This is a genomic window from Paracoccus haematequi, from assembly GCF_900631945.1.
Taxonomy (GTDB): domain Bacteria; phylum Pseudomonadota; class Alphaproteobacteria; order Rhodobacterales; family Rhodobacteraceae; genus Paracoccus; species Paracoccus haematequi_A.
Genome location: NZ_UZWE01000077.1, coordinates 1 through 10583, shown reverse-complemented (window position 1 = coordinate 10583; position 10583 = coordinate 1). Strand labels below are relative to the sequence as shown.

Below are 10583 nucleotides of genomic sequence, written 5' to 3'. Positions count from 1 at the left end.
ATCGCCATGCGTGCTTGCAAGACCGACCGGAGCTTTGAAGCAATGATCTACCTCGCTGCCGCCGTTATCAACTCACGATGAATCCCCACAGACCCTAGGCAATTGGGCGCAGCTGACGTTTGAATGGATAAGGTTGCCAGCGGGGGAACCTTGCCGTCTTCCGTCGAATGCAAACCCGCCCGGACTCGCGCATGCCTCTGCGCATTCAACGGTCGCATGGCATGTTGCCTCACCCCCTCTTGCTTGTTGCTTGCCCCGGCATCTGTACCGTCTTGTGGTTCCCTGGCCGTCTCCTTCTTGAAGGCTCTTCAAGACCAGCGGTTACGATAAGAGGTAAATGCCGAACAGCATTTGATGGGCAGATGGTCCTGCGCGGGCAGCGGGCCTTCTTTTAGGCGCCGCACGGCAGCGCCGTTCCGCCGCAAAGGCGGCCTTCCGATTAATTCCGCCCTCACAAGGAGGCCCTCATGCTTGTCCGCTTTGGTTTCGAGATCATCATAAGCACGCCAGGACCTGTTCCCCTGATCCTGGCCCTCTCGCCCCACCCTTCCGTTGCAGGCCGCATCCTGGGCGCCAACAAGATCATGACGGAGCCCCCCGTGCCGATCGAGGAGTTTCTGGACCCCTTCGGCAACCGACGGGCACGGTTGGTGGCGCCCCGCGGACAGACAAGGCTCTGGTCCGATGACGTCATCGAGATCGAGGGAGAGCCTGACGTCTTTGACTGGAACGCCCGACAGCATGAGGTCGCGCACCTGCCCCCCGAGACATTGCCCTTCCTGACGGCCAGCCGTTATTGCGAAGCAGACATGCTGTCGCAACAGGCCTGGGATCTCTTTGCCGGCACCAAGCCCGGCTGGGCGCGTGTCCAGGCAATCTGCAACTTCGTCCACAATCATCTGACCTTCGGCTACAAATTCGGGCGGCCCACGAAAACCGCGGTCCATGCCATGTCTGAGGCGACCGGGGTATGCCGGGACTTTGCGCACCTGGCGATTGCACTCTGCCGCGCCATGAACATTCCGGCGCGCTATGCGAGCGGCTATCTCGGCGATATCGGCGTTCCACCGTCAGGTCCCGGCGACTTTTGCGCCTGGTTCGAGGTTTATCTGGAAGACCGCTGGTATACCTTCGATGCGCGCTACAACACGCCCAGGATCGGGCGCATCCTGATGGTCCGCGGACGCGATGCGGCGGACGGCGCCATGATCACGTCCTTTGGAACCTATCAGCTGGACCTGTTCCGTGTGTGGACGGACGAGCTTTCGGAAACGATGACGCAGGCCGATGTTCTGAAGGAGCTGGAGCACCTGCCGGAGGCCCCTGCCCTGACGCTGGCCATGGCAGGATCGTCCTGACACGGACCGCGTAAGGAGAGACCAAAAATGGTTTTCGTGGTATTTCATCTGAACGAACCGGGGCGGCCAGCCAGCAGGACCGCCATCGCGATCCATCACATCATTTCCATCAGAGAAGTGGCAGACGATGCAGGCACAGAAATAAAGCTCACCGACGGCACCCTGATCAACGTGACCGAGCCCTTCAAGACCATCATGGAGGAGGTTGCCCGGGTGGGGAGTCCTGCGAAGGCACCTGAGGATGGATGACAGATTGGTGCAAAAGCAGGGATGACAGTTGGACCTTCCCATTCAGGCTCAGGCCGACCGTCGCTCTTCATGTTCCATCAAGGCAAGACCGTGCCGGAGGCCAGATTACCTCGGCTTGATACCCCGACGCTGCCCCTCTTGAATGCGCATGGTTCTTTAGCGCGTGACCAGAGGCTTGCACGATTGTGCCGCCAACGCTCTCGCAATCCCCAAGGATGGTTCCCATCTTTGAAGGGTCACAGCGGACTGCTCTGCTTGTGACTTATGGAGGACCCCCGATGGGGACCCTGCGCCCAGCCGACAATCAGAACAATCAGCCGCGCGATCCACAGCTGGAATACGGTGATCCCGGTCGCCTGCAAGATCGAGAGGACGCCGAGACCTGGCAAAAGCCGGATCACGAAGGCGCATCAGAGAAAAAGAGCCATTTGCCTGATTAGGGCAGCATCCAGTTACGAGCGTCAACGGTTCGGGCGGGGTCAAACTCCGCCCTTTTTTCGGTGGCGGAGGATGGAAAACAGCGCTGACCCCTGCGCGGCGGGAAAGATAATGTGGCATTTCCCGAGAAAACCCACAGCGCTCTTAGCCAGGAAAATCACATGTTCACACGGACCAGCACCTCGGTTGTTGAATTCAGGCATGCTTTTGTCGTGCCTGGTTCCGACAAGGAGTTCCCGCCCGGTCGCTATGAGGTCTTGGTGGAGGAAGAGCTTCTCGAAGGTCTCAGTTTCGCCGCATACAGGGAAACAGGGGCCTATCTGATGATCTACGGGAAGGGGCACAACTCCGGGCCGACGGAGATGAGACCGACTTCGTCGGCTTATCTCAGTCTGGCGTTGAAACGTGACGCCCTCCTGGATGCGCCGGTAGAACGTGCCGGCTCGGCCCCTCCGTCCGAAATGGCCGGTCCGAGCAATGAGGGCTGACCTATCCAGAACCTGCGGCATGGGCCCAGACAGTGACATCGCCGTCCCCGTGCCAGACGTCTTCCTCATTGCCGGGTGGAAGAACCGATCAGCGGGAAAGCTCTTGGCAAGAAAGGGACGCGTTTCATGATACCGACACCCAAACCCGAGCATAGGTCCCTGGCGTGGATGATTGTCGCAATTGCCTCCCTGGCAGGCGTTCTTGCGTTTCTCGCTTTTCCGGTGCTTGCGCAGAGCGATGCCGGTTCCCCCCCGGAAAACGCGTATGCCCGCAGCTATGGAGGCGGCTGGGATTGCGACCTTGGCTACCGGATGGAGGACGCAGAGTGTGTAAAGATCGAGGTCCCCGAGAACGCTTATGCCACCAAACGGTCCCATGGAGCGGGATGGACCTGCCTCCGGGGCTATAAGGCGGTTGATGGAGCGTCCTGCATTCCGATCCCGGTGCCTGCGAACGCCTTTCTGAAGTCTTCCGGTTATGACTGGGAATGCCTGCGCGGATACCGACGAGAAGGGGACACTTGCGTCTCTGTTGTTCTGCCGGAGCACTCTTATCTGAACGACAGCTCTTGGGGACCCGGATGGGCCTGCGACCGGGGCTTCACCGCCAGCGGAGACAGGTGCATCCCAATCGTGGTGCCGAAGAATGGTTCCCTGACCAATGCTGACTACGGCGATGCCTGGGCCTGTGAACGGGGATTTGTTCAGGTTGGTGACCAGTGCGACCCTGTTGTCCCGCCGAAGCATGCCTTTCACGATCCCATTGCCTACGGGCCCGGATGGCGCTGCGAACGTGGATACGAGCCGGACGAACAGAACAGCGCCTGCATCGCGATCGACTTGCCAGAAAACGCACATCTTGATGACTCCGGCAATCGCTGGCGGTGTAATCCGGGCTTCCAGCGTGGGGACGAGGCGTGCGTGCGCGAACAGTGATGCAGATAGTTCTCCGCCATGGCCATCCGGCAGGCACAAGCGCAGGAACTGATAGCAGGTGCGCCAGAGCATCTGCCATCGCAGCTCTTCAGGAGGAAGACGAATTGGCCGCATCGATCAAGACAACAGCCGTCTTTTTACGACCCTTCGAACTTCCAAGCTTCAATGAGATACTTCCGGCCGGCGAATACGAGGTCGAAACCCTGATCCCGGGTCCGCTGGACGAAGTCGGCGGGGATAGCTGGCGGCCTATCGTTCTTGTCCATCTTCAGTCGCGTGCTTCCCATCCGGGTCTCAGCCGGACATTGACCGTCCCCCTTGCGGAACTCGAACGGGCAGTGGCAAAGGACAAGCTGACCGGCAAGGCGCTGACCGATTTCTTTCTGGAAGAGATGCTTGCCGATCCGATGATACGGCTCGTCATGAAGGCCGACGGCGTGGAGGAGGCCGAACTCCGAAGCCTCTATTCCGGTTCTTCAAAACCACCTGCCGATCCCGCGACGTGAGCAGTTCCAGTGGTGCTCTTGCTGGGTCGCTGGGTCCTTCCAACATCGGTCATGATAATCATGCGTGACGGGGTCGAACCAATTCTTTGACTGACAGTTTGTTATTGCCTCCTGAGAGGCCAATAACGGGAGAAGAGCATGAGCTACGGTTTTCTGAAACTTGAAGGCAGTCCGCCCCTCGCCGGCCCAGTCGAACACGTCGGAGATATGATCCTGCTTCGAACACGATCAGACATGCAGCCCGAGGCCAAGGGCGACGTGCGTCTTGCCCGTGCCACTTGGTCCGAGGGCAATGACGTTCTCGCGGCGGTCGATCCATTCGCAGCGGGCCAGTTCCAGCACCTGTATCTTGTTGAGCTTCGGAATGGCGCTGAAGTCAAAGCTCTCGAGTTGCGGGTGCCATCGGGCAGGATCTTCGCCACCAAGCACCGGTCGTTGTCATAGACAATCGACTGGGGGACCGCCCCAAAGAAGGCAAAGGCGTGGATGTGGCCGTCCACCCAGGCCTCGGCGACCGCTGCCGGATAAGCCCGCACATAGCACGCGTCGCTATGCGGAAGGTCCAGCACGAAGAAATGCGCCTTTTGCTCGACACCGCCGATCCTGACCATCGCCTCACCGAAGTCAGCCTGCGCATGTCCCGGTGGATGCGCCAGCGGCACGAACACTTCCTGGCCCCGCCGTTCCCGCTCCCGGATGTAATCCTTGATGATCGTGTAGCCGCCGGTGAACCCGCATTCGTCACGCAGCCGGTCGAACACCCGCTTCGCCGTATGCCGCTGCTTGCGTGGCATGGAACGGTCCGCCTCAAGCCAGCCCTCGATGATCGGGATGAAGAGATCAAGCTTCGGCCGCCTGACTTCGGCCGTCCGTCGGTAACCAGGCGGCACCGAGAACGTCATCATCTTCGCAACCGTATCACGGGAGATGTTGAAGGCCTTCGCCGCCTGACGCTGGCTCATACCCGCCGCGCAGGCCTGGCGAACCCTGAGATATAGTTCCACGCTGAAAATCCTCGCGCCCTCCCTGCTGCCGCAGAAAGGGAAAAGGTGGACGACTTTTACGCCGCCCGCAGCAGCTCCATGCCGCCGCTTCCGTGGACTAGTTTCTCACCGCCGTTCTCAGTTCCCTCGTTCGAACGAGAGGAACCGTAGCTTCAGACTGTCGGCCAAACCCGCCCACAATCGCGTGGATTGAGTGCCCATGATCGCGTGGATTTGCCGCCCATGATCAACTGGAACGGCTGCCCACGATCAGCTGGAATGGCCGCACATCATCCTCTGGAACACGCAAGTTGGGCCGGACTCTAATCGCATCTGGAGGAAAAATCCCGTGGCAGGTCACGAGGCATGAGCATCTAACAAACCGCTGCTCATGGGTTAAGGGGCCATGAGCCAGCCCCTTGTACCTGATCACTTGTTGGAGGCCATTGCGCCCCTCCTGCCGAAGCAGCAGCCCAACCCGAAGGGCGGCCGCCCTCGATGCGATGACCGGCTGGCCTTGGTCGGCATCATTTTCGTTCTGCGATCCGGCATTCCTTGGGAGATGCTGCCGCGTGAGTTTGGCTGCTCAGGCATGACCTGTGGGCCGCAGGTTGCGTGACTGGCAGAAAGCTGGCGTTTGGGCCAGGATTCACCGCGTGCTGCTTGAGCGGCTGTCCAGTTTGTCAAAGGCGGGTATGTGAATTCGTTATGGGTAAGCCGGACAATGCCGGCCCCGGTTTCGGCGCCGCTGATCTATTTCCAGCTGACAGCCGCCACCGTGACCGGATTTCCTGTCTTCGGCGACTGGCCGGAAGCCTTTGCGTCATCCTGGCCCGACGCCCGACAATTCGCTCGCACACCGCGCTGCTGCGGCTCTCTGCCCGCAGATGTTCGGAAAGTCCGCCTCGGCCGGAACCCCGTGGATAGCGGGGTTGCGATCTGCTTCCCCAGACCAAGCTGGCGAACAGCGCCTTGGGATTGCTTGCCGGCGGCGTCAGCCTTCCGGGAACAGGATCGCCTCGATGTCCATGGCGCCGTGCACGACATGCAGAACCGTGATCCGCTCGGGGCCAAGCCGATAAAAGATCAGATAGCGCCCATGCACCCGGCGCCGGATGCCGTCATGTTCATAGCGGGGAACAATCGGCCATGCCAGCGGCATGTCCGCCAGATCCATGCAGCACTGGTAAAGCTCTCTGATGAAGGTCGCGGCACGGAGGGGATTATCGCGCGCGATATAGTCGCCGATCGCCTCGAGGTCCGCCTCGGCCGTGGCGGTGATCTCGACGATCATTCCGTGCCGCGCGGCCATGCCTCGTATCTGGCTTCCAGCCTGGCCGCCACGTCCGCGGCAGGCCGCACCCGCCCCGCGTCCGCATCGGCCAGGCCACGGGCCAAGGCCTGATCCAGCACGGCCAGGCGCGTCTCGCGCTCCTGGATCAGGCGGATGCCCTCGCGGACGACCTCGCTTTTCGAGTTGTAGCGGCCGCTTTCAACCAGCCTTGCCACATAGCCTTCAAGCTTCGGTCCAAGTTCAGCACTCAGCATCGGGCGCCCCTTTCTCTTTACAAGAATTTAACCCTGTTCATAACAGTTATCAAGTCCGCCCGCCATGCCTGCATGCGGCGCTTGTGCGAAGGCCCCCTACCCCGCCTCGATGCGGATCTGCGCGACATGGCCGCCCGCGCGCCGGACGGCGATCCGCAGCCGCTCGATCAGATGGGTGCGCAGATAGGCGGCATGAAAGCGGCTGGGGGCGATCAGCGTCAGGCAGCCCTGCTCTACCCCGCCATCGGCAAGACCCGCGAACCAGGCATCGAACAGCGCCCGATCCTCGGCCGCCAGAAGCGCGCGCGCCGCGCCCCACAGGCCCGCCTCGGCGGCGATCTCGGGACGGCGGAAGGGCACCACCGTGGTGTCGGCGGGCGCCGCCCCGGTCCCGGCCGGTTCCGTCTCGCTGCCCATGCGGGCCACATAGTCGGGACCGATATTCGGCCAGGCCGGGCGCGTGTCCAGCAGGATCCGGTCCAGGTCCAGCCCCAGCACCGATACCCTGCCCCGCGCGCCCTGCCGCTTGACGATGATCCAGCCCAGCACGCGCAGCCGCGCCATCTCGCGCTTGACGGTGCGTTCGTCCACGCACCACAGCCGGGCGATCTCGCGCTGCCCGATGGTCAGCTCGTCCGACTGCCAGTTGTAACGGGTCGTGATCAGCGCCATCAAGCGCAGCACCAGCCGCTGGTCGTGCGGATCCCCCGTCAGGGCATGGGCCATCATGGCCGACAGGATGTCGTATTTCTTGGCCGCGGCCTCTCGGCCGACGGCACGGATCCGCTGCATCGCCCCGTGTCCCGCCCTGTTTTAGAACTGCCCCTGCGGTGATGCCCCGGACGCTTCCAAGGGATGCTTTAAAACGCTTTTCACCATCGCCACCGCATTTGCGTCCGGTTTTCCGATTCTGTCAAGAGATTCGCGCCGTTGCCCGGTCAGCGTTCGCATCATGCTTAAGAAAACCGGTATCAATGGTATAGGGGGACAGCCAGGGCGTCCCCCATTCCGGCGGGAATGTCCCCCAATCCGTTGCGGCGGCCGCGAAGATGTCCCCTAATATGATGGGCTGTTCCTCTGGCGCCTGCGCGCGCTGCAACGCCGATTCGCGCAACAGCGGCTGGATCCGTGCTAAACCCCGATCCAGTGAACTTGGGTTTTGCCAAGGATGCAAATCCGGCGTAAAAGCGGAGAGAGCTCCGATCAGCGTTCCTCGCGACAAGGCCCATGATGTATACCTATCAAGACCTCGCCAAGCTGCAGGCCCAGTCCCTGAAGATGCAGGGCTGGATCCGCCGGCAGACCTTCAGCCCCGACAATGAAAAGACCCTGCGCCGCTTCTCCAGCTGGGAGGTGGCGGAACTGATCTTCCGCATGAACCAGTCCACCTTCCGGGGCAAGCTGGCCGCCGATCCGAACCTTCCCCTCGGGGAAGTCGAAGAGGACGGGCGGCAGCGGTGGTTCTCGCTGGAGGAGATCAACGAATTGCGGCGGCGCATCCGGGTCAACAAGAAATCCCTGATGCCGCCCCGCCCGGCCGACCGCCGCGCCTTCCGCGCCGCCATCGCCAATTTCAAAGGCGGCGCGGGCAAGTCCACGGTGGCGCTGCATTTCGCCCATGCGGCGGCGCTTGACGGATACCGCGTGCTGGTGGTCGACTTCGACCCCCAGGCCACGCTTTCCCATTCGATGGGCCTGACCGACGTGGGCGAGGATCATACCGTCTGGGGCATCATGGCCCGCGACCTGGAACGGGAAACCGACCGGATGAACGCCGCCGCCGCCGGGGCGGAATCGGGAACCGCCCTGCCCCAGCGAAAGCTGCCCTCCTCAATCCGCGACATGGGCCTCGGCTCGCTCAGATCCGCCGACTTCATCAAGCCGACCGCCTGGCCGACCATCGACATCGTGCCCAGTTGCGCCAACGCGGCCTTCGTCGAATTCGCCAGCGCCCAGTACCGGCACCTGAACCCGGAATGGACCTTCTTCGGCGCGGTGTCACGTTTTCTCGACAGCCTGCCGGACGAGGCTTACGACCTGATCCTGTTCGACTGCCCGCCCGCCATCGGCTATCAGTCGATGAACGCGGTCTTTGCGGCCGACATGCTCTATATCCCGTCCGGTCCCGGCTATTGGGAATACGATTCCACCACCAGCTTCATCGGCCAGTTGTCCGAGGCGCTGGAGGATCTGTCCCATGGCTTCGAGAACTTCCCCACGGGGAAGATCGCCCTGCCCAAGGCCTTTGCCGACATCCGCTTTCTCATGACCCGCTACGAACCCGCCAACGAACTGCACCAGGCCATGCTGGGCGCCTTCCGCCAGGTTTTCGGTGACCGCATGGCTCAGCATCCGATCGAACTGACCCGCGCCGTCGAACAGTCGGGCCGCTTCCTCAGCTCGGTCTATGAGATCGACTATCGGGAAATGACGCGCGGCACCTGGCGACGGGCGCGCGCCACCTTCGATCAGGCATACGAGGAATTCCGGTCCCATGTCTTGGCGGCCTGGGACAAGCTGGAGGACAAGGCATGAGCCGCAAGCGCCGCATGTTCGATATCGAGGTTCCTGTCGAAGAGACGGAGATCTTCCCCGCAGGGAAGGACGAGGGCCGGCGCCGCGGCCCCATGGCCACCGCCATCGCGGAAACCGCCGAATCCACCCGTGATCGCGCACGGCTCGAAGCGGACATACGCGCCGAAAACGACGCCCTGGCCCAGGAACATGTCCGCCTGAAGCGCGCCGGCCTGATCGTGGATCTGATTCCGCTGGACGCCATCGATACCCACAAGCTGATCCGCGACCGCGCGCCTGCGGCGGATTTCGAACTGGCCGAACTGGTGCAATCCATCCGCGATATCGGTCTGTCGAACCCGATCCGGGTCGAGCCGGGCAGGGACGGGCGATACGAACTGATCCAGGGATGGCGCCGCCTGTCGGCCTATCGTCAGCTTCTGAAGGACACGGGCGATGCGGAAAGCTGGGGCCGGATCCCCGCGGGCATCGCCGCGCGCGGGGATGCGCTGGAACAGCTTTACCGCCGGATGGTCGATGAAAACATGGTGCGTAAGGACATCTCGTTCGCCGAGATGGCGCAGCTTGCCCTGCATTATGCCATGGATCCGCATACAGCCGAACACGATGCCGATCGGGCGGTCGCGATCCTGTTCAAGTCCGCCGGCTACCAGAAGCGCAGCTATATCCGCAACTTCATTCCCCTGGTCCAGGCCCTGGGCGAGGTGCTGCTCTATCCCCAGGAAATCCCGCGCGCCCTGGGCCTGTCGCTGGCGCAGCGCCTGGCCGAGATGCCGGGCCTCGCCACCGCCATCGCTGCCGAGCTCAAGGATTGGGACACCCGCTCGGTCAAGGACGAACTGGACGTTCTGCGCCGGTTCGCGGGGCAGGGGGCCGAAGCATCCCAGGATGCTGGGCCCGTCGGCAAGGCGGCCCGGCCCCCTCTTCCCGAAGGCCGCGCCAAGACCACCTTCCAGATCCCGCGTCCCCAGGGCAACGCGAAATGCACGGCCGCCAACGGCCGCCTGGAAATCCGCCTCCCGCGCGATTTCTCGACCGTGGACCGCAGGAAGCTCGAAGCCGCGGTGGCCGCGCTTCTGGACCAGATCGGCTGAGGGACCGCCCGGACTTTGACGCGTCGCGACGAGCGAATGAGCAAGCGTTGCGCGGACCACCATCAGGGTATCGCGGGCCGGATCGGCGCCGGAAGGCGCCGCAGGGCAGGGCGCTCGAGGCGTATTCCTTGTGGATGATCCCGCAGCTTGGCGCCGCTCCGCCAGCTGCGGGTCGAGCGTCTGTCGCGGTCGAGACGCGGGCATAGCCGATCAGGCGGCCAAGGCCAAGGAAGGGATCGTGGGTGCAAAGGGGTTATATGTTGTCGCGAGGAATCCGGCGGCAATCGGAGATGCGCGGTGGCCCTCTGGGCCTTTCCCCGCGGCGGGTTCCCTCCGGATATAAGATCTTCGATAAGGTGTCCTTATCGATGGTCTATTGTCATGCGAAAGGAATACGAAGTGATCCGCATGAACGGATTCAGATGCGGTTATAGTGCGTTTCTCCGGC

11 protein-coding genes and 3 pseudogenes are annotated in these 10583 nt (G+C 62.4%); 9 read left to right on the top strand and 5 right to left on the bottom strand.

Going from position 1 to position 10583, the window contains the following annotated elements; translation table 11 throughout:
• Positions 1 to 467: 467 nt before the first annotated feature.
• The 6 genes from PARHAE_RS20040 (at position 468) to PARHAE_RS20020 (ending at position 3975) form a co-directional block, all read left to right on the top strand.
• Positions 468 to 1358, top strand: a complete 891-nt coding sequence (locus tag PARHAE_RS20040; RefSeq protein WP_126156268.1) for a transglutaminase-like domain-containing protein — start codon at positions 468 to 470, stop codon at positions 1356 to 1358.
• A gap of 27 nt (positions 1359 to 1385) precedes the next feature.
• On the top strand, positions 1386 to 1607 hold the full coding sequence (locus PARHAE_RS20035) for a hypothetical protein (protein WP_126156267.1): 222 nt from the start codon (positions 1386 to 1388) through the stop codon (positions 1605 to 1607).
• 278 nt (positions 1608 to 1885) lie between these two features.
• Positions 1886 to 2047, top strand: a complete 162-nt coding sequence (locus PARHAE_RS21265) for a hypothetical protein (RefSeq protein ID WP_164555331.1) — start codon at positions 1886 to 1888, stop codon at positions 2045 to 2047.
• A 159-nt stretch (positions 2048 to 2206) separates the two neighbouring features.
• Positions 2207 to 2533, top strand: coding sequence for a hypothetical protein (locus PARHAE_RS21465; protein WP_206437036.1), 327 nt, complete (start codon positions 2207 to 2209; stop codon positions 2531 to 2533).
• A gap of 168 nt (positions 2534 to 2701) precedes the next feature.
• Positions 2702 to 3469: a hypothetical protein gene (locus tag PARHAE_RS20025; RefSeq protein WP_164555330.1), complete on the top strand. Its 768-nt coding sequence runs from the start codon at positions 2702 to 2704 to the stop codon at positions 3467 to 3469.
• Positions 3470 to 3573: 104 nt separating this feature from the next.
• Positions 3574 to 3975 (top strand): hypothetical protein, encoded by a 402-nt coding sequence (locus PARHAE_RS20020; protein ID WP_126156265.1) that lies wholly within the window; start codon positions 3574 to 3576, stop codon positions 3973 to 3975.
• Positions 3976 to 4212: 237 nt separating this feature from the next.
• On the opposite strand, the pseudogene PARHAE_RS20015 reads toward PARHAE_RS20020, so the two are convergent.
• A pseudogene (locus tag PARHAE_RS20015) lies at positions 4213 to 4365 on the bottom strand (ATP-binding protein); the annotation flags it as partial.
• A pseudogene (istA, locus tag PARHAE_RS20010) lies at positions 4344 to 4979 on the bottom strand (IS21 family transposase); the annotation flags it as partial. The pseudogenes istA and PARHAE_RS20015, both read right to left, overlap by 22 nt.
• 385 nt (positions 4980 to 5364) lie before the next feature.
• On the opposite strand from istA, the pseudogene PARHAE_RS20005 reads away from it, so the two are divergent.
• A pseudogene (locus PARHAE_RS20005) lies at positions 5365 to 5632 on the top strand (transposase); the annotation flags it as partial.
• 320 nt (positions 5633 to 5952) lie between these two features.
• Here the strand turns inward: PARHAE_RS20005 and PARHAE_RS20000 are convergent.
• The 3 genes from PARHAE_RS20000 to PARHAE_RS19990 form a co-directional block, all read right to left on the bottom strand.
• Positions 5953 to 6270, bottom strand: coding sequence for a type II toxin-antitoxin system RelE/ParE family toxin (locus PARHAE_RS20000; protein WP_241232911.1), 318 nt, complete (start codon positions 6268 to 6270; stop codon positions 5953 to 5955).
• Positions 6249 to 6506 carry a type II toxin-antitoxin system ParD family antitoxin gene (locus tag PARHAE_RS19995; RefSeq protein WP_126156264.1) on the bottom strand — a complete coding sequence of 86 codons (258 nt, stop codon included), beginning with the start codon at positions 6504 to 6506 and terminating at the stop codon, positions 6249 to 6251. Before PARHAE_RS19995 ends, PARHAE_RS20000 begins: the two co-directional genes overlap by 22 nt.
• Before the next feature lie 96 nt (positions 6507 to 6602).
• Positions 6603 to 7298, bottom strand: a complete 696-nt coding sequence (locus PARHAE_RS19990; protein WP_126156263.1) for a hypothetical protein — start codon at positions 7296 to 7298, stop codon at positions 6603 to 6605.
• A gap of 438 nt (positions 7299 to 7736) precedes the next feature.
• Between PARHAE_RS19990 and PARHAE_RS19985 the strand changes: the two genes are divergently transcribed.
• Both PARHAE_RS19985 and PARHAE_RS19980 read left to right on the top strand, forming a co-directional pair.
• On the top strand, positions 7737 to 9041 hold the full coding sequence (locus tag PARHAE_RS19985) for an AAA family ATPase (protein WP_126156269.1): 1305 nt from the start codon (positions 7737 to 7739) through the stop codon (positions 9039 to 9041).
• Complete coding sequence (locus PARHAE_RS19980) at positions 9038 to 10135, top strand: ParB/RepB/Spo0J family partition protein (RefSeq protein ID WP_126156262.1); 1098 nt, start codon at positions 9038 to 9040, stop codon at positions 10133 to 10135. The genes PARHAE_RS19985 and PARHAE_RS19980 overlap by 4 nt, the downstream gene beginning before the upstream one ends.
• The last annotated feature ends 448 nt before the right edge of the window (positions 10136 to 10583 follow it).

Coding starts and splice junctions, on each gene's coding strand:
- PARHAE_RS20040 (WP_126156268.1), top strand. CDS start 468: ATGCTTGTCCGCTTTGGTTTCGAGATCATCATAAGCACGCCAGGACCT.
- PARHAE_RS20035 (WP_126156267.1), top strand. CDS start 1,386: ATGGTTTTCGTGGTATTTCATCTGAACGAACCGGGGCGGCCAGCCAGC.
- PARHAE_RS21265 (WP_164555331.1), top strand. CDS start 1,886: ATGGGGACCCTGCGCCCAGCCGACAATCAGAACAATCAGCCGCGCGAT.
- PARHAE_RS21465 (WP_206437036.1), top strand. CDS start 2,207: ATGTTCACACGGACCAGCACCTCGGTTGTTGAATTCAGGCATGCTTTT.
- PARHAE_RS20025 (WP_164555330.1), top strand. CDS start 2,702: ATGATTGTCGCAATTGCCTCCCTGGCAGGCGTTCTTGCGTTTCTCGCT.
- PARHAE_RS20000 (WP_241232911.1), bottom strand. CDS start 6,270: ATGGCCGCGCGGCACGGAATGATCGTCGAGATCACCGCCACGGCCGAG.
- PARHAE_RS19995 (WP_126156264.1), bottom strand. CDS start 6,506: ATGCTGAGTGCTGAACTTGGACCGAAGCTTGAAGGCTATGTGGCAAGG.
- PARHAE_RS19990 (WP_126156263.1), bottom strand. CDS start 7,298: ATGCAGCGGATCCGTGCCGTCGGCCGAGAGGCCGCGGCCAAGAAATAC.
- PARHAE_RS19985 (WP_126156269.1), top strand. CDS start 7,737: ATGTATACCTATCAAGACCTCGCCAAGCTGCAGGCCCAGTCCCTGAAG.
- PARHAE_RS19980 (WP_126156262.1), top strand. CDS start 9,038: ATGAGCCGCAAGCGCCGCATGTTCGATATCGAGGTTCCTGTCGAAGAG.